The sequence below is a fragment of the Bacillus sp. AMCV2 genome (assembly GCF_056033925.1).
This window is the reverse complement of sequence record NZ_JBVYIB010000002.1, coordinates 2,248,483-2,266,585: the sequence shown is the minus strand read 5'-3', so window position 1 is coordinate 2,266,585 and position 18,103 is coordinate 2,248,483. Positions and strand designations below refer to the sequence as shown.

Sequence of the window (18,103 nt, the reverse complement as noted above, 5' to 3'; positions counted from 1 at the left end):
AAAGATTATATTCAGCATATGTCTGACCGTGATATGCTGAAGCAGTTATATTTGACGCAGCTACTCATCATCTTTGCCGCTGCTGCAGCAGGACTGTTCTTTTTTGAGGATGTACGGGACGTATTAAAGCTCTGGGACATTCGCGATATGCGAATCATCTGGTATGGTGTTTCTATAGCTGTTATTGTTATTTTAGCCGATATGGCAGTAATGAAATGGTTTCCGTCTCATTTATATGATGACGGCGGAATCAATAAAAAAATATTCAGTAAGAGGTCAATCCCTCATATTATATTTTTAACGCTTCTGATTGCTTTCGCGGAAGAAATGTTATTCAGAGGAGTGCTGCAGACTCATATCGGTTTATGGGCGGCCAGCCTTATATTTGCCGCTCTGCACTTTCGGTATTTGTCAAAATGGCTGTTATTTATTATGGTGACAGCAATCAGCTTTTTGCTCGGTCTGATGTATGAATGGACCGGCAACTTATTTGTTCCGATGACGGCGCATTTTATCATTGATGCCGTGTTTGCCTGTCAGATTCGTTTTGAACATGTGAGGAGGGATAAACATGACGAACATGTCGAGAGTAGAGAGAAGAAAGGCCCAGAATCTTTATGAAGATCAAAACGCCGCATTGGCGGACGATTATGTCGATGATGGAGAAAGCCTTCCGACAAGACAATCTGTAAAAAATCAAAGAGAACAGAAAAAAAAGCAAGGCAAAACAAAAACGCCATTATTCACAGTGCTCGCAGTAATATTTGTATTTGTGCCGGTTATCGTTTTAGTCACCTTATTTTATCTAAAGAGCCACCCGGATAATCATGACGATTATGAAGATGTCTTTATTGACAGCAGCCAAAGCAAATATGAGGTTGTCCCGAAATCAGAGGATAAAAACGATACCGCAGACACTAAAGAAACCGCACTGCAGAAGGAGTCAAAAAAAGAGCCAGAAGATTCCAAGCCAAAAGAGCCGGCAAAAACAGCTGCTGATAAGAAACAGACTGCTGTAGCGAAAAAAGAAGACTCGGCAAATAAGGAGGAAGCAACCGCCGCGGCTGCTTCCTCTTCCCAATCAACAGTACAACAGCAAGAACAGCAACAGCAGCCGGCTGAGCCAGTTCAAAATGTGCCGAATCGCGTTGTCAAGCACACCGTCCAAAAGAAAGAAACGCTATACCGCATTTCCATGAAGTATTATAAAAGCCGGACAGGAGAAGAAAAAATTCGAGCGTATAATCATCTGAATGGAAATGATGTTTACACCGGACAAGTTTTGGACATCCCCTTAATGGATGAATAGGGTATTATTTTTATTTTACGTTCATATATTGTAGCAATGAAAATGGACAAGGTGTGAAGCGTATGGAATCCTTATGGAATCAGCTGGATCAGTTTACAGACGCGCCGACCAAACAGATGCTCCAAGCGCTGGTAAAACGAAAACAAAAATTCGAAAATTATGCAGCACAATGCCGCAGATGGCGATGGGCTTCACTTATCTGCCTAGGCTTATTATGTGTTATGATCATGATCAAAAGCCCGGAGCCTCAGCTTATACTTCAAGAAATACTTAGCCATACCTTTTATTTATTTTGGATGCTGGCAACCGCTTTTGCCTACTGCACTTCATATTATTTCAAGAAAAAGGAAGAAAAATCCGAGATTGATTTCCATAAACTGAGATGTGAAATTATTCAGAAAAGCACTGATCTCTGGCCGCAGCCTGATAAATGGAAGGCGAGAGAGTCTGTTTTTCACATGATGAAGCACAAATATGACATTAATCTATATTTTGAAAGTAAATAAAATGGGGCGTTTTCTCAAACGATAGAAACGTCTTTTTTTTTATTGTCCGTCTTATTGATAAGTTCTAAAAAGAATGGAGAGTTTTTATGAAGCTATCAGTGAAAATTGCCGGTGTTCTAACTGTTGCGGCAGCGGCAATGACGGCAAAAATGTATGCAACAGCAAAAGGCAATCATTTGAAGACACATACGTTTCCTTTATCAAAGATGAAGGGCAAGCCGCCTCTGACAATCTTTTTTATTTCAGACATTCACAAACGTCTCATCGATCAAGACCTTTTAGAAAAAGCGCGAAGCCATGCCCCCCACTTGGTTATAATCGGCGGTGATTTAGCTGAGGGCGGGGTGCCCAGTGCGAGAATCGAGGAAAACATCAAAAGGCTCGTACATTTCGGGGTCCCTATCGTGTTTGTGTGGGGGAATAATGATTATGAAGTCAGGCAGCATAAGCTGTATTCCATATTTAAAGCGCACGGCGTCATCACTCTGAGAAATGAGTCAGTCCCGTTTTCATACAATGGACATACGATTGCGATTGCGGGGGTGGATGATATCAGGATGGAGATGGATCATTATGAGGAAGCCATCAAAGAACTTGATGAAAACCAGCTGAATATTCTGGTTTGCCATAATCCGGAGATTCATGAACAAATCAATGAAGATGACGGTATTGATGTGATATTCAGCGGACATACCCATGGAGGCCAGATTAGGTTTGGAAAATTCGGCCCTTATGAACTGGGGAAAACAGGTATTGTTAAAAATGCGGCATATCTGATCAGCAACGGCTACGGCACGACAAAAGTGCCTCTTCGTTTAGGTGCTGAGCCTGAAACACACATTGTGACTCTTTGCGCGCCAGAATAACTTCTAAAAAGCAAAAATCCATATGGCAATAAAAACTGCATTGTGCTTGTCTTACTAGTGAACTCAGTGTAAACTGATAACAATTAAGAACCTATGACTCATCATCTCATATAATGTGTTATATGATTTGTGTGCAAGTAGAGGCAGGAGGGAACGTTATGCGGCTTGAGCGTCTGAATTATAATAAGATCAAAATCTTTTTAACCCTCGATGATTTGACAGACCGGGGATTGACAAAAGAAGACCTCTGGAAGGACTCATTTAAAGTCCACCAGTTATTTAAAGATATGATGAATGAAGCAAATACAGAGCTCGGCTTTGAAGCGAATGGACCGATTGCAGTGGAAGTGTATTCTCTCCAAGCACAAGGGATGGTCGTGATTGTAACAAAGAACCAAGACGCCGATTCAGAAGACGATGAGTATGATGATGATTACATCGAAATGCAAGTCAAGCTTGATGAAAGCGCGGACATCATATATCAATTCCATTCCTTTGAAGATATCATTCAGCTTTCAGAAAGCTTACAGCGAATCGGTATCACAGGGGGAACTGTCTACCACTATGACGGGCAGTACTTTTTAAGCCTTGAAGATCTAGGGTCACATACGGCTGAAGGGGTTGTGGCGGTTCTGGCTGAATACGGCAATCCGACAACTTTAACGATTTATCGCCTGCAAGAGTATGGTAAGCTCATTATGGACGGTAATGCCGTAGAGACGATACAAACTCATTTTTCATAAGAATGCAACGGAAAACTGCTGATTTCAGCAGTTTTTTTTCGTTAAAAAACATGGAAAAACATAACGTTTATTCTATGCACAGATCATATGAAGGTGTATACTATTCTCTGAAAGGGAGCATGTGAGAAACAGAAGATTCTAGGAGGTTAACTCAAATGGCAGCCGATCGAAACACCGGTCATACAGAAGAGGACAAACTTGATGTATTAAAATCAACCCAAACCGTAATACATAAGGCTCTGGAAAAATTGGGATATCCCGAAGAGGTATACGAATTGTTAAAAGAGCCGATGAGATTATTAACGGTAAAAATACCTGTTCGTATGGACGACGGTTCAGTAAAGATTTTCACAGGATATCGTGCGCAGCACAATGACTCTGTCGGTCCAACGAAAGGCGGGATACGTTTTCACCCGAACGTAACAGAAAAAGAGGTGAAGGCGCTTTCAATTTGGATGAGTTTAAAATGCGGCATAATTGATCTTCCATATGGCGGTGGTAAAGGCGGAATTGTTTGTGATCCAAGGGATATGTCGTTTAGAGAGCTGGAGCGTCTGAGCAGAGGGTATGTCAGAGCGATCAGCCAAATTGTCGGCCCGACAAAAGACGTGCCGGCACCGGATGTATTTACAAACTCACAAATCATGGCTTGGATGATGGATGAGTATTCAAGAATTGATGAATTTAATTCGCCTGGATTTATTACAGGCAAACCGCTTGTGCTTGGCGGATCTCACGGGAGAGAATCTGCGACAGCAAAAGGTGTTACCATCTGTATTAAAGAAGCGGCTAAGAAGAGAGGCATCGATATTAAAGGTGCGCGTGTCGTTGTCCAAGGCTTCGGAAACGCGGGAAGCTATTTGGCAAAATTTATGCATGATGCGGGGGCAAAAGTTGTCGGCATCTCAGATGCGTATGGCGGACTTTATGATCCGGAAGGCCTTGATATCGATTATTTACTCGACCGACGCGACAGCTTCGGTACTGTAACAAAGCTTTTCAACGATACCATTACCAACCAAGAGCTGCTGGAGCTGGATTGTGATATTCTCGTTCCTGCTGCTATTGAAAATCAAATTACAGAAGAAAATGCCCATAATATCCGGGCTAAAATTGTCGTTGAAGCAGCGAACGGACCAACAACGCTTGAAGGAACAAAAATTCTTTCAGACCGGGACATTCTGCTTGTACCAGACGTGCTGGCAAGTGCCGGTGGCGTAACAGTTTCTTATTTTGAATGGGTTCAGAATAACCAAGGCTTCTACTGGAGTGAAGAAGAGGTAGAAGAAAAATTAGAAAAAATGATGGTCAAATCATTTAACAATATTTATGAAATGGCTAACAACCGAAGAATTGACATGAGGCTCGCTGCATATATGGTCGGCGTTCGCAAAATGGCTGAAGCTTCGCGTTTTAGAGGCTGGATATAAGTTGATGATTTGCATAAAAATAAAAAATCTCCTATGATAAAATAGGAGATTTTTTTATTCGGAAATAGAAAATATAAAGTGAAATGCCAATCGCAGGAGTTGACAGAAATGATTCAAGAAAAAGCAATTATTATAGGCGGAGGGCCTTGCGGACTATCTGCTGCCATTCACCTAAAACAAATTGGCATTGATGCCCTCGTCATCGAAAAAGGCAATGTCGTTAACAGTATTTACAATTATCCGACGCATCAAACCTTTTTCAGCTCTAGTGAAAAGCTCGAAATCGGAGATGTGGCATTTATTACGGAAAACAGGAAGCCTGTCAGAATTCAGGCTTTATCGTATTACCGGGAAGTCGTCAAACGGAAAAACATACGTGTTAACGCATTTGAAATGGTGCATAAAGTGACGAAAACGGAAAATGATACATTCGTTATTGAGACGTCAAAAGAGACCTACAAGACGCCATATTGTATCATCGCTACAGGCTATTATGATCATCCAAACTATATGAATGTACCCGGTGAGAATTTGCCGAAAGTATTTCATTATTTTAAAGAAGGCCACCCGTATTTTGATAAAGATGTTGTTGTCATCGGCGGGAAAAATTCAAGCGTGGATGCTGCCCTTGAACTCGTGAAATCTGGGGCGCGTGTCACAGTTTTATATAGGGGCAATGAGTATTCTCCAAGCATTAAGCCGTGGATTCTGCCGGAATTTGAAGCCCTCGTCAGAAACGGTACAATCCGTATGGAATTTGGCGCTTGTGTCGAAAAAATTACCGAGGATGAAGTTGTGTTTCGCTCCGGAGAGAAAGAACTCATTACCATTAAAAATGATTTTGTATTTGCCATGACAGGCTATCATCCCGATCATCAATTTCTTGAAAAAATTGGTGTTGAAATTGATAAAGAAACAGGGCGTCCATATTTCAACGAAGAAACGATGGAAACGAACGTTGAAGGAGTCTTTATTGCCGGTGTTATTGCTGCGGGAAACAATGCAAATGAAATATTTATTGAAAACGGCAGGTTTCACGGGGGGCATATCGCAGCGGAAATCGCCAAAAGAGAAAACCATTAAAGATAAGGAGCATATGATGCATTCGTATGCTCTTTTTGTTTTTTTAAGTGCAGACAGATGTAAAATTTTAAACAACATGGTAGGATAGACGTAGGAATATAAAGGAAAGAGGTTGCCTGATGTTTGCAATCATCTCTGCAGGAATTGCCCCCGGCATCGCGTTATTAAGTTATTTTTATTTAAAAGATCAGTATGATAATGAACCTGTACATATGGTGCTTCGGTCGTTTTTTCTCGGGGTTGTTCTTGTATTTCCCATAATGTTTATCCAGTATGTACTTGAAAAAGAGAATGTAGGAGGCGGAAGTTTTTTCGTTTCTTTTTTATCTTCGGGGTTTTTGGAGGAATCATTAAAATGGTTTATACTGATGATCAGTGTTTACCCGCACGCCCACTTTGATGAGCATTATGACGGGATTGTGTACGGTACAAGTGTATCACTCGGTTTTGCAACCCTCGAAAATATTCTTTACTTAATTGGCCACGGCGTGGAGCATGCGTTTGTCAGGGCGCTGCTGCCTGTTTCATGCCATGCCTTGATTGGCGTTATAATGGGATTTTACCTTGGAAAAGCCCGTTTTTCCGCTGATAAGGCGCGTGTAAAGTGGCTTACTCTTTCTTTAGTTGTCCCATCCCTTTTGCATGGATCATATGATTTTATCCTAACAGCGCTTAGCAATTGGATTTATTATATGCTTCCATTTATGGTATTTTTATGGTGGTTTGGTTTGCGTAAAGCGAAAAAAGCCCGTTCCGTTAATATGTTGCAAGTATAGAAGCCGCACAGCAACCGTGCGGCTTTTTTGTGTGCAGTTTTTATGTTCTGAGGGATAACAAGGAAAGAGTGTATAAAAATAACCTCGTTACAGAAAATACGATTACACTTAAAAATTTGCAGTAGGAGGCTTGAAAAGATGAAGTCCAAAGGATCGATTATGGCATGTATCATCCTTTTTTCCTTTACAATAACGACGTTTATTAATACTGAAACGATCTCTGCCTTTTCGAATCAGGTCATTCAAAGAGGGGCAACAGGGGATGATGTGGTCGAACTTCAGGCGCGTCTTCAATACAACGGATATTATAACGGAAAAATTGACGGGGTTTATGGATGGGGGACGTACTGGGCAGTTCGAAATTTTCAGGATCAATTCGGGTTAAAAGAGGTTGACGGCCTTGTAGGAGCTAAAACAAAGCAAACCTTAATATGTAAATCAAAATACTATCGTGAATATGTCATGGAACAGCTCAATAAAGGGAATACATTCACGCATTACGGAAAAATTCCGCTGAAGTATCAGACGAAACCGTCAAAAGCAGCAACACAAAAGGCAAGACAACAAGCAGAAGCACGGCAGAAACAGCCTGCTGAAAAAACAACGCAGCAGCCTAAAGCGAATGCGAATAAACAGCAAAACAATACACCAGCAAAAGCAAGAAAACAGGATGCGGTAGCAGCGAACATGCCTGGTGGATTTTCCAACAACGATATCAGGCTGCTTGCTCAAGCGGTTTATGGCGAAGCCCGGGGCGAGCCGTACGAGGGGCAGGTTGCTATTGCAGCAGTCATTTTAAACCGTTTGAACAGCCCGTTATTTCCAAATTCAGTAGCGGGGGTTATTTTTGAGCCGCTTGCCTTCACAGCAGTAGCCGACGGACAAATTTACATGCAGCCGAATGAAACGGCACGAGAAGCAGTGCTGGATGCCATCAATGGCTGGGACCCATCAGAGGAAGCACTTTACTACTTTAATCCGGATACGGCTACAAGTCCGTGGATTTGGGGGCGTCCGCAGATTAAAAGAATCGGTAAACACATTTTCTGTGAGTAGCAGATATGAGAAAGCATAAAAAGAGGTGTGATAAATGATCAGAGGAATTTTAATCGCCGTGCTTGGTATTGCAATAGTCGGTACAGGCTACTGGGGATACAAAGAACACCAGGAAAAAGACGCAGTTCTTCTTCATGCTGAAAATAACTATCAGCGGGCGTTTCATGAGCTTACCTATCAGGTGGATCAGCTTCATGATAAAATCGGAACAACACTTGCCATGAACAGCCAAAAATCACTGTCGCCTGCATTGATCGATGTGTGGAGGATTACATCAGAAGCTCATAACAGCGTCAGTCAGCTGCCGCTTACATTAATGCCGTTTAATAAAACTGAAGAGCTATTATCAAAGATCGGCGATTTCAGCTATAAAACGTCAGTCAGAGATTTGGACCAAAAGCCGCTTGATAAAAACGAGTATACATCACTAAATAAGCTATATCAGCAGTCCGAAGATATACAAAATGAATTGCGTCATGTTCAGCACCTTGTCATGAGCAAAAACCTTCGTTGGATGGACGTAGAAATGGCCCTGGCTTCTGACGAAAAACAAAGTGATAATACGATTATCAACAGCTTTAAAACAGTCGAAAAAAATGTTGGTGCATTCTCCACTGGCACTGATCTTGGCCCGAGTTTCACCAGCACGAAAAAAGAAGAGAAAGGCTTCAGCCATCTGAAGGGAAAACAAATTTCCGAACAGGAAGCAAAACAAATTGCTGAGCGCTTTGCCCCAGATGACAATTATTCAATTAAAGTGGTAAAGAGCGGAAAAAAAACAAATCGCGATGTATATAGCATCAGCATGAAAGATCCAGACCATAAAGCAGTGATTTATATGGATATTACGAAGAAGGGCGGGCATCCGGTATATTTGATCCAAAACAGAGAAGTGAAAGATCAGAAAATCAGTTTAAATGACGGATCGAACCGAGCGCTTGCATTTTTGAAGAAAAACGGATTTGAAACAGATGATTTGGAAATTGATGAAAGCGCCCAATATGATAAAATCGGTGTATTTTCATATGTTCCTGTTGAAAATAAAGTCCGGATGTACCCGGAGGCAATTCGTATAAAAGTGGCCTTGGATGACGGTGAGGTTGTCGGCTTTTCAGCAAGAGACTTCCTCACATCTCACAGAAAAAGAACCATACCTAAGCCTGCAATTACTGAAGCAGAGGCAAAGTCTAAATTAAATAAAAATGTACAAGTGAGAGAAACAAGGCTCGCTTTGATTACAAATGAACTAGGTCAAGAAGTGTTATGCTACGAAATGCTTGGAACAATTGAAAATGACACATTCAGAATGTATATCAATGCCAAAGACGGATCGGAAGAAAAGGTTGAAAAACTAAAAAATGCAGAACCTATATATAAAGACCTATAAAAAACAGGAGGAAAGGACTAAATGTCTTTTCCTTTTTTTCATTACGTGCTTTAATAAAAACGTGAGTATATTGAATGCGAAAGAGTGAAGTCAATGATAGAGATTGGAGAAAATGTACTTTTAGAATATATAGAAGAAAATGAATTGAAAAAGGCAAAAAGCAAGGCGGTCAGCATCGAAAACAATGAACTTTTGATCGCGTATCCTGTTGATGTAGTTACAGGGCGAACTGTGATTTTACATAACGATATGGAAGTAACGGTAGAGTTTGTGGGAAAAGACGAAGTTCCTTATCGCTTTACAAGCCGTATAAAAGGTAAAGTGAAGGACAAACTTCAAATGATCTGTCTTGAAGTGCCTCCCCGTGAAAAAATGAAAAGAATCCAGCGCCGCCAATATGTAAGAACTGATGCGGTATTAGATGTGCAAATTCAGCCGGGAAATGAAGAAGAGTTCCGCACACTATCCTATAACATCAGTGCAGGCGGCATCGCCGTGGTTTTAGCTCATGGCCTTTCTTTTCAATCGGGGGAATCATTGCGCCTGATCATCCGTCTTCCTGAAGAGGAGCACACACGTCAAATAGAAACAGAAGCAGTTGTCAGACGAATCTTTGATGACCCCAAGTCAGGAAAACGCAAAATGACTTTAGAGTATTCAGAAATTGCAGCAGGTGACCAGCAGGCTTTGCTTCAATACTGCATCCGGCGCCAGTTAAATAAGAGAAGAAAGGCCCGAATGGAATAAACATCGGCAAACACTTCCATACTATTTGTAATGGAGGTGCTCCAATGAAAACATTTGAACGGCTGCTGATCAAATTATTGTTCATTCAGGCCATCATTTTACTTGGTGTCCAATTTCTCTTTCACTATCAGCATATTGAACCATACGTATCAAAAGTGATTCAATATGAAGGGGTGGATAAAATGGAGGAAAACAATAGGATTGAAACCTTCAAACATTAATTATTCATCAATTTTTCACCCTTTTTCATAAAGTTCGTGATACAATCCATAGAGGAGAAAAGAGCAAGGAGAGGAATTATGGAAAAGAAATTATCGATTGCAATTGACGGCCCGGCAGCTGCGGGGAAAAGCACCGTTGCCAAAATTGTGGCTGAGAAAAAATCGTACATATATATTGATACAGGAGCAATGTATCGGGCGATAACATACGCGGCTTTACAGGAAAACGTTGAGCTTACAAATGAAGAAAAACTGGCTGAGCTGCTAAAGCGGACAGACATTGAGCTGATTACAACAAAAGATGGACAAAAAGTGCTTGTAAACGGCACCGATGTAACTGAGGCGATCAGAACAGATGAAGTCAGCAACCAAGTTTCAATTGCGGCCAAGCATAGAAGTGTCAGAGAAGAAATGGTGAAACGCCAGCAGCAGCTTGGGGAAAAAGGCGGCGTCGTCATGGATGGTCGTGACATCGGGACGCATGTGCTGCCAAATGCAGAAGTAAAGATCTTTCTTTTGGCATCTGTTGAAGAGAGAGCGAAACGCCGTTATGAAGAAAATGTGAAAAAAGGCTTTGATGTCAACTACGAAACATTAATTGAGGAAATTGCAAGAAGAGACAAGCTTGATTCAGAGCGTGAAGTATCTCCGCTGCGTAAAGCAGAAGATGCTCTTGAAATCGACACGACATCGCTTTCCATTCAAGAGGTAGCTGATAAAATCCTCGAGGCTGTGGAGCAAAAGTCCCGCTGAGGATGTCAAATGCCACTTTTTTTGAATTTTTCAACGAAGATAGAATGTTATTGCTTGACAAACCTGTCCTTTTATTAGAAGTTAATACTAATAAAACTTTTTATTGATCATTCAAAAAACTTTTTTGGATGATTCTTTAATACATATTCGGCTAAAAGCGGGCATGTTATATGTTCAGCTTTCAAACCGTTTTAATTAAGCTGTGTAGGTTTGGACCAAGGAGGTTATTCAAATGACAGAGGAAATGAATCAAATTGATGTTCAAGTGCCAGAGGTTGGAGATGTAGTTAAAGGGATTGTGACAAAGGTAGAAGACAAACATGTAGATGTAGAAATTATCAATGTCAAACAATCCGGTATTATTCCAATCAGTGAATTATCAAGTCTTCATGTAGAGAAAGCATCGGATGTTGTTAAAGTAGACGACGAGCTTGACCTGAAAGTAACAAAAGTGGAAGACGATGCTTTGATTTTATCTAAACGTGCTGTTGATGCAGACCGCGCTTGGGAAGACCTTGAGAAAAAATTTGAAACAAAAGAAGTGTTTGAAGCTGAAGTGAAAGATGTCGTGAAAGGCGGCCTTGTCGTTGATATCGGCGTTCGCGGTTTTATTCCGGCATCACTTGTTGAAGCACATTTCGTTGAAGACTTCACTGACTATAAAGGAAAAACACTGTCACTGCTCGTTGTAGAGCTTGACCGTGATAAAAACCGCGTGATCCTTTCACACCGTGCTGTTGTTGAAAGTGAACAAGCGAATAAAAAACAAGAATTTCTTCAGTCTCTTGAAGTTGGAAGTGTACTTGATGGCAAAGTACAGCGCCTGACTGACTTTGGCGCGTTTGTTGATATCGGCGGCATCGACGGACTTGTACACATTTCACAGCTTTCCCACTCTCATGTAGAGAAGCCGTCTGACGTTGTTGAAGAGGGACAAGAAGTAAAAGTGAAAGTGTTATCGGTTGACCGTGACAATGAACGTATTTCTTTATCAATCAAAGATACACTGCCTGGACCTTGGAGCCAAATCGGCGAAAAAGTGAAGCCTGGCGATGTGCTTGAAGGAACTGTACAGCGTCTTGTAAGCTTCGGTGCCTTTGTTGAAATCCTTCCAGGTGTTGAAGGTCTCGTTCATATTTCTCAAATTTCCAATAAACACATCGGCACGCCGCATGAAGTCCTTGAAGAAGGACAGACTGTAAAAGTGAAGGTTCTTGATGTGAATGAAAATGAGGAGCGCATTTCATTAAGCATGCGTGAACTTGAAGAAACGCCTAAAGCTGATCAGGAAGATTACCGTCAATATCAAGCGAAGGAAGAAACAAGCACTGGCTTCCAGCTTGGAGATCTGATCGGAGATAAGCTGAATAAACTAAAATAATTGGTGATAAACGTGACTCGAGCAGAACGAAAAAGACAACACATCAATCATGCCTTGTCCACCGGCCAGAAGCGGGAAACAGGTCTTGATGATATTACGTTTGTTCACGTCAGTCTGCCCGATCTTGCATTAGAACAAGTAGATATTTCCACAAAAATCGGCGAACTTTCAAGCAGTTCGCCGATTTTTATCAATGCAATGACTGGCGGCGGCGGAAAACTTACATATGAGATTAATAAATCGCTTGCGCGAGCGGCTTCTCAGGCTGGAATTCCCCTTGCTGTGGGATCGCAAATGTCAGCATTAAAAGATCCATCAGAGCGTCTTTCCTATGAAATTGTTCGAAAGGAAAACCCAAACGGGCTGATTTTTGCCAACCTGGGAAGCGAGGCAACGGCTGCTCAGGCAAAGGAAGCCGTTGAGATGATTGGAGCAAACGCACTGCAGATCCACCTCAATGTGATTCAGGAAATTGTGATGCCTGAAGGAGACAGAAGCTTTAGCGGCGCACTGGAACGTATTGAACAAATTTGCAGCCGGGTCAGTGTACCAGTCATTGTGAAAGAAGTCGGATTCGGTATGAGCAAAGAATCAGCAGGAAAGCTGTATGAAGCTGGTGCTGCAGCTGTTGACATTGGCGGTTACGGGGGAACAAATTTCTCGAAAATCGAAAATCTCCGAAGACAGCGGCAAATCTCCTTTTTTAACTCGTGGGGCATTTCGACAGCTGCAAGTTTGGCGGAAATCCGCTCTGAGTTTCCTGCAAGCACCATGATCGCCTCTGGCGGTCTGCAAGATGCACTTGACGTGGCAAAGGCAATTGCGCTTGGGGCCTCTTGCACCGGAATGGCAGGGCATTTTTTAAAAGCGCTGACTGACAGCGGTGAGGAAGGACTGCTTGAGGAGATTCAGCTGATCCTTGAGGAATTAAAGATGATTATGACCGTGCTGGGTGCCAGAACGATTGCCGATTTACAAAAGGCGCCCCTTGTGATCAAAGGTGAAACCCATCATTGGCTCACAGAGAGAGGGGTCAATACATCAAGCTATAGTGTGCGATAAATGATAAAAGCCCAAAACCATATGTGGTTTGGGCTTTTTGTATTATGATTTTCGCTTTTTGAATCTTCCGTTTTGTTCAAGGCTTGTCGCTCCGTCATAGTGAATGGACTGGTCGCGGTCTGATTCGACTCTGCCTGAAGCTTTGAGTTTTTTCTCTTGCCTGTCTTTTCCCATGATCATACTCCTTAATGTGAGATCGATTGTTTAAAAAATGTGCTTGAACTCCATACTGGGAATATGGAGGAAGTAAAATGGAACAATTTTATTACTATTGGTCAATGTGGTTTCTTTGGGTTTTGACAACATTTATTTTTGAAAAGACGAAAAGACGAATTGCCGTCTCTGTCTTTATTTTAACTAATATTATTCTAAGCATACATGACATCGTTTTATATTTTTCCCTGAATGCTGCATATATGATGTTTTTCGTTTGCGGATGTGTCTATGCCGCGTATTTGGGAATGTATCGTTTTCGTTACATCATGGTCTATCTGACGCTTGTTGCCGCGTATGCGTTTGTTTATCTTTTTGCATTATATGACCCTGTTTGGTTCATCATAAAACCTGAGTGGGCTGCTGTTATATTAATAGTGCTTTTAACAGCTTCTGTTGAAAGGAATTTTGAGAAGCAGCTTGTCTTATTTGTCCTAGGGATGTGCCAAGGCGAACTGGTGTATTCATTTGTGATCCAGAAGTTGGCCGGGGCTATGGCTGTCGGCGGCTTTCAATGGCTGAATGCGTGTTCTGCGGGGATGATATTGCTGTTTGGCATATCTAAATACGAACACCTCGCAAGCCAGATTGGTCAGAAAAGCAAAAGATCAAACAAAGGAGCTACCAAAATGTCATGAGTGATTACATCTATCCGATTATTGCTGGGGTCATTGCCGGAATTGCGACAAGGCTTTATATGCTGAAAACGGATTACCGCCAGTATCCGACCTATGTTCATGGGAAAGTGATTCACATCGCACTGGGGTTGATAGCGGCTGGTTTAGGTGCAATTATTATGCCGGCGCTTTTGCAGGAGGAATTTACGGCCATCACATTTTTAACATTGGCAGCGACGCAATTTAGAGATGTCCGAAACATGGAGCGGAACACATTGACGCAAATGGATTCGTATGAGCTTGTCTCAAGAGGAAGCACATATATTGAGGGGATTGCCATTGCGTTTGAAAGCAGAAATTATATTGTGATCTTTACAGCGCTTTTGACAACCTCTGCGTATGTGTTTTTATCCATCTGGGCTGCTGTCATAGCGGCTGTCGTTTGTTTTTTACTGGCCATGAAATTTATGTCGGGCAGTGTGTTGAAGGATATTGTAGACATCGAGTACATAAAGCCGCGCTTTGACGGTCCGGGACTGTTTGTTGATAATATTTATATGATGAATATCGGGCTTCCAGAGAAACAGGAACTGATTTTAAAGCATGGCATGGGCTTTATTTTAACGCCAAAAAACTTTAATTCAGCAGCGACGATAGCAAATTTAGGGCAGCGTCAGGCCATTTTATTTGATGTTTCCAATGTGCTCGGGGTTTATCGGGATTCAGGAGAGCCATCTTTGACACCAATTGCAAAACGGGATTTAAATGATGGAAGAGTGGCAGTATTTGTTCTCCCGCAAATTCACCATCCCGAAACGGCTGTTCAAATTATTAGCAATGTTCCAACCCTGGAAAATGCGATTAGAATGCCGACTGAATTTATCAAAAATCAGGATAAGGTGATAGGATGAGTGAATCTCTTACGAAAGTGATTTTGTCTGTAATCACGACAAATCGAAACCGGGTTGCAGGGGGAGCACCTGTCTTTTTTTGCAATGACCAAAAGGAGATGGAGCTTTTCGCTAAAAATCTTGAGGCGATCCTTGATGGAATAGCTCACAGAATCGGAGATGACGTGTATTTGATCGTGAAACATTTTTAAGAATAGTTGTGATCCCAGTAAAAACTGATATAATAAATGAGTTAAGCCCTTCCTCTGAAGGGTTTCTTTTCATAAAAGTGAATGAAATGATTTTAATAACCGGTTGAAAATTTATGTAAAAATGAAAGCGGCTGGATTGAAAGGAAGGGTACTATGGGTAAACCTGTCGTAGCCATTGTCGGGAGACCAAATGTAGGAAAATCCACAATCTTTAACCGGATTGCGGGAGAAAGAATTTCAATAGTAGAAGATACCCCTGGCGTGACAAGGGATCGGATATACAGCTCGGCTGAATGGCTGAATTATGATTTTAATTTGATTGATACGGGCGGTATTGATATCGGTGATGAGCCGTTCTTAGCGCAGATTCGCCAGCAGGCTGAAATCGCCATGGATGAAGCGGACGTGATTATTTTTATGGTGAACGGCCGTGAAGGCGTGACAGCTGCTGATGAAGAAGTGGCGAAAATTTTATACCGCACAAAAAAGCCTGTTGTTTTAGCGGTTAATAAACTGGATAACACAGAAATGAGAGCGAATATTTATGATTTTTATTCGCTAGGCTTTGGCGAGCCGTATCCAATTTCGGGAACACACGGACTCGGACTGGGTGATTTACTGGATGCCGTTGCAGAGCATTTTAAAAACATTCCAGAAACGAAATACAATGAGGAAGTTGTTCAATTCTGTCTGATCGGACGTCCGAATGTCGGAAAGTCCTCACTTGTGAATGCGATGCTCGGCGAAGAACGCGTTATTGTCAGCAACGTGGCTGGAACCACAAGAGATGCTGTTGATACGTCATTTACTTACAACCAGCAGGAGTTTGTCATTGTCGATACTGCAGGTATGCGAAAAAAAGGGAAAGTCTATGAAACGACTGAGAAGTATAGTGTACTGCGGGCGCTGAAAGCGATTGACCGCTCAGAAGTCGTGGCGGTTGTGCTGGATGGCGAAGAAGGCATTATTGAACAGGACAAGCGTATCGCCGGTTATGCACACGAAGCGGGCAAGGCCGTCGTCATCGTCGTAAACAAATGGGATGCTGTTGACAAAGATGAGAGCACGATGAAAGAATTTGAAGAAAATATTCGCGATCATTTTCAATTTCTGGATTATGCACCAATCCTATTTATGTCTGCCTTAACGAAAAAACGGATCCATACGCTGATGCCTGCGATTATCAAAGCAAGTGAAAATCATTCACTTCGAGTTCAAACGAACATCTTAAATGATGTCATCATGGATGCTGTGGCAATGAACCCGACACCGACTCATAACGGTTCTCGTTTGAAGATTTACTATGCGACTCAAGTGTCGGTAAAGCCGCCAAGCTTCGTTGTGTTTGTAAACGATCCGGAATTGATGCATTTTTCATACGAACGGTTTTTAGAAAACCGAATCAGAGACGCGTTCGGTTTTGAGGGGACACCAATCAAAATATTTGCAAGAGCTAGAAAATAAAAAGGTGTGAAGCAAATATGAAAAAAGTCACAATGCTCGGAGCAGGGAGCTGGGGAACAGCACTGGCTTTAGTGTTAGCTGATAATCATCACGATGTAACCATGTGGGGGCACCGTGCAGATCTGATCCATCAAATCAATGATCAGCATGAAAATAAAGATTATTTGCCGAACGTCAAGCTTCCAGAATCTATTGAGGCAACAACGGATATGAAGACAGCTGTTTCAGACGCGGATTTCATTATCGTTGCTGTTCCAACAAAAGCAATTCGGGAAGTGCTGAGACAGGCTGTCCCTTTTATAACGAAAAAAACAGTCTTTGTTCATGTCAGCAAGGGTATCGAGCCGGATTCACTTCTGCGCATTTCTGAAATTATGGAAATTGAGCTCCCGAGTGATGTCAGAAAAGATATCGTTGTCCTTTCCGGTCCGAGTCATGCGGAAGAAGTAGGGCTGCGGCACCCCACAACTGTTACTGCATCTTCAAAGAGCATGAGGGCAGCAGAAGAGGTGCAGGATCTATTTATTAATCACAATTTTCGGGTGTACACAAATCCTGACATTATCGGAGTTGAAATCGGAGGGGCTTTAAAGAATATTATTGCCCTTGCTGCAGGAATTACAGATGGTTTAGGGTACGGCGACAATGCCAAAGCTGCTTTGATTACACGCGGACTTGCCGAAATCGCGAGACTCGGAACGAAAATGGGCGGAAATCCCTTGACGTTCTCTGGATTGACAGGAGTAGGCGATCTGATTGTGACGTGCACAAGTGTTCATTCCAGAAACTGGCGTGCGGGCAATTTGCTCGGAAAAGGGTACAAGCTTGAAGATGTTCTTGAAGAGATGGGAATGGTAGTTGAAGGCGTCCGCACGACGAAAGCGGCTTACCAGCTTTCGAAGAAATATGATGTTAAAATGCCGATTACAGAAGCTCTCCATCAGGTCCTATTCAACGGACAAAAAGTGGAAACCGCTGTTGAATCTTTAATGGCGAGAGGGAAAACCCACGAGATGGAGGATTTGGTAAATACGTTTGAAAATCAAGTGAAGTAAAAGTGTCAATCGTATGGTGAAACGCATATCTTAATTGAACGAAAGCCCGAAAAACAGAAGAACACCCAAGTCTTGGGATCTCCTGAAACATTTTGCCGATTTAGGCAATAGAGGATGCATCTGTATGCCATGTCGCATACTATAGCATCGAAGTCCAAGAGAGTGTTTCTTAAACGTGCAGGTGAATATAGTCAATTTGACTGAAGCGAAGGTCCCCCTCTTTGCTTCAGTTTTTTTTGTTCTATCAAAGGATGGAAAATCTGGTTGATCTTTTCCGGCGCTGTATATTAAAATATAATATAACGCTTACATCATACATATCGGGGAGGCGC

At 42.0% G+C, this 18,103-nt stretch carries 21 protein-coding genes; 20 read left to right on the top strand and 1 reads right to left on the bottom strand.

The genetic code is table 11. The features are described 5' to 3' along the window. Nucleotides 1-18 precede the first annotated feature (18 nt). The 15 genes from AC0OMA_RS11615 to fni all read left to right on the top strand — a co-directional run bounded on the left by AC0OMA_RS11615 (nucleotide 19) and on the right by fni (nucleotide 13,320). Nucleotides 19-621, top strand: coding sequence for a CPBP family intramembrane glutamic endopeptidase (locus AC0OMA_RS11615; RefSeq protein ID WP_015483389.1), 603 nt, complete (start codon nucleotides 19-21; stop codon nucleotides 619-621). Further along, nucleotides 572-1,309, top strand: coding sequence for a LysM peptidoglycan-binding domain-containing protein (locus AC0OMA_RS11610; protein WP_100506337.1), 738 nt, complete (start codon nucleotides 572-574; stop codon nucleotides 1,307-1,309). The genes AC0OMA_RS11615 and AC0OMA_RS11610 overlap by 50 nt, the downstream gene beginning before the upstream one ends. Nucleotides 1,310-1,371: 62 nt before the next feature. Continuing rightward, nucleotides 1,372-1,815, top strand: a complete 444-nt coding sequence (locus tag AC0OMA_RS11605) for a YpbF family protein (RefSeq protein ID WP_015383991.1) — start codon at nucleotides 1,372-1,374, stop codon at nucleotides 1,813-1,815. An 86-nt stretch (nucleotides 1,816-1,901) separates the two neighbouring features. After that, complete coding sequence (locus AC0OMA_RS11600; RefSeq protein ID WP_015383990.1) at nucleotides 1,902-2,681, top strand: metallophosphoesterase; 780 nt, start codon at nucleotides 1,902-1,904, stop codon at nucleotides 2,679-2,681. A 158-nt stretch (nucleotides 2,682-2,839) separates the two neighbouring features. Then, nucleotides 2,840-3,424: a genetic competence negative regulator gene (locus AC0OMA_RS11595; RefSeq protein WP_003230533.1), complete on the top strand. Its 585-nt coding sequence runs from the start codon at nucleotides 2,840-2,842 to the stop codon at nucleotides 3,422-3,424. A 155-nt stretch (nucleotides 3,425-3,579) separates the two neighbouring features. Then, on the top strand, nucleotides 3,580-4,854 hold the full coding sequence (gudB, locus tag AC0OMA_RS11590) for an NAD-specific glutamate dehydrogenase (RefSeq protein ID WP_003230536.1): 1,275 nt from the start codon (nucleotides 3,580-3,582) through the stop codon (nucleotides 4,852-4,854). Nucleotides 4,855-4,962: 108 nt separating this feature from the next. Continuing rightward, on the top strand, nucleotides 4,963-5,937 hold the full coding sequence (locus tag AC0OMA_RS11585) for a YpdA family putative bacillithiol disulfide reductase (RefSeq protein WP_015483387.1): 975 nt from the start codon (nucleotides 4,963-4,965) through the stop codon (nucleotides 5,935-5,937). 119 nt (nucleotides 5,938-6,056) lie between these two features. Then, nucleotides 6,057-6,713, top strand: a complete 657-nt coding sequence (prsW, locus tag AC0OMA_RS11580; protein WP_474222126.1) for a glutamic-type intramembrane protease PrsW — start codon at nucleotides 6,057-6,059, stop codon at nucleotides 6,711-6,713. Nucleotides 6,714-6,851: 138 nt separating this feature from the next. Next, entirely contained in the window at nucleotides 6,852-7,769 is a 918-nt protein-coding gene (gene sleB, locus AC0OMA_RS11575) for a spore cortex-lytic enzyme (protein ID WP_015483386.1), read from the top strand. Nucleotides 7,770-7,803: 34 nt separating this feature from the next. Further along, on the top strand, nucleotides 7,804-9,156 hold the full coding sequence (gene ypeB, locus AC0OMA_RS11570; RefSeq protein WP_015383986.1) for a germination protein YpeB: 1,353 nt from the start codon (nucleotides 7,804-7,806) through the stop codon (nucleotides 9,154-9,156). A 93-nt stretch (nucleotides 9,157-9,249) separates the two neighbouring features. Then, nucleotides 9,250-9,903 (top strand): cyclic di-GMP receptor DgrA, encoded by a 654-nt coding sequence (gene dgrA / locus AC0OMA_RS11565; protein ID WP_047182813.1) that lies wholly within the window; start codon nucleotides 9,250-9,252, stop codon nucleotides 9,901-9,903. A 44-nt stretch (nucleotides 9,904-9,947) separates the two neighbouring features. After that, on the top strand, nucleotides 9,948-10,124 hold the full coding sequence (locus AC0OMA_RS11560; RefSeq protein ID WP_003230553.1) for a YpfB family protein: 177 nt from the start codon (nucleotides 9,948-9,950) through the stop codon (nucleotides 10,122-10,124). Nucleotides 10,125-10,202: 78 nt separating this feature from the next. Then, a complete protein-coding gene (cmk, locus tag AC0OMA_RS11555) occupies nucleotides 10,203-10,877 on the top strand; it encodes a (d)CMP kinase (protein ID WP_015383984.1) in 675 nt (224 codons plus the stop codon). Between the two features lie 232 nt (nucleotides 10,878-11,109). Further along, nucleotides 11,110-12,258: a 30S ribosomal protein S1 gene (gene rpsA / locus AC0OMA_RS11550; RefSeq protein WP_015383983.1), complete on the top strand. Its 1,149-nt coding sequence runs from the start codon at nucleotides 11,110-11,112 to the stop codon at nucleotides 12,256-12,258. Between the two features lie 12 nt (nucleotides 12,259-12,270). After that, complete coding sequence (gene fni, locus AC0OMA_RS11545; RefSeq protein WP_015483385.1) at nucleotides 12,271-13,320, top strand: type 2 isopentenyl-diphosphate Delta-isomerase; 1,050 nt, start codon at nucleotides 12,271-12,273, stop codon at nucleotides 13,318-13,320. A gap of 42 nt (nucleotides 13,321-13,362) precedes the next feature. Here fni and AC0OMA_RS11540 read toward each other — a convergent pair whose 3' ends face one another. Then, on the bottom strand, nucleotides 13,363-13,494 hold the full coding sequence (locus AC0OMA_RS11540) for a YpzI family protein (RefSeq protein WP_003225499.1): 132 nt from the start codon (nucleotides 13,492-13,494) through the stop codon (nucleotides 13,363-13,365). A gap of 77 nt (nucleotides 13,495-13,571) precedes the next feature. Between AC0OMA_RS11540 and AC0OMA_RS11535 the strand changes: the two genes are divergently transcribed. From AC0OMA_RS11535 to AC0OMA_RS11515, 5 genes are all read left to right on the top strand, one after another. After that, nucleotides 13,572-14,171 (top strand): YphA family membrane protein, encoded by a 600-nt coding sequence (locus tag AC0OMA_RS11535; protein ID WP_015383981.1) that lies wholly within the window; start codon nucleotides 13,572-13,574, stop codon nucleotides 14,169-14,171. After that, a complete protein-coding gene (locus tag AC0OMA_RS11530) occupies nucleotides 14,168-15,061 on the top strand; it encodes a YIEGIA family protein (protein WP_003230562.1) in 894 nt (297 codons plus the stop codon). The genes AC0OMA_RS11535 and AC0OMA_RS11530 overlap by 4 nt, the downstream gene beginning before the upstream one ends. Beyond that, nucleotides 15,058-15,252, top strand: coding sequence for a capping complex subunit for YIEGIA (locus AC0OMA_RS11525; RefSeq protein WP_003230563.1), 195 nt, complete (start codon nucleotides 15,058-15,060; stop codon nucleotides 15,250-15,252). Before AC0OMA_RS11530 ends, AC0OMA_RS11525 begins: the two co-directional genes overlap by 4 nt. 153 nt (nucleotides 15,253-15,405) lie before the next feature. Continuing rightward, complete coding sequence (der, locus tag AC0OMA_RS11520; protein WP_015383980.1) at nucleotides 15,406-16,716, top strand: ribosome biogenesis GTPase Der; 1,311 nt, start codon at nucleotides 15,406-15,408, stop codon at nucleotides 16,714-16,716. Between the two features lie 17 nt (nucleotides 16,717-16,733). Next, complete coding sequence (locus tag AC0OMA_RS11515) at nucleotides 16,734-17,771, top strand: NAD(P)H-dependent glycerol-3-phosphate dehydrogenase (RefSeq protein ID WP_047182812.1); 1,038 nt, start codon at nucleotides 16,734-16,736, stop codon at nucleotides 17,769-17,771. The last annotated feature ends 332 nt before the right edge of the window (nucleotides 17,772-18,103 follow it).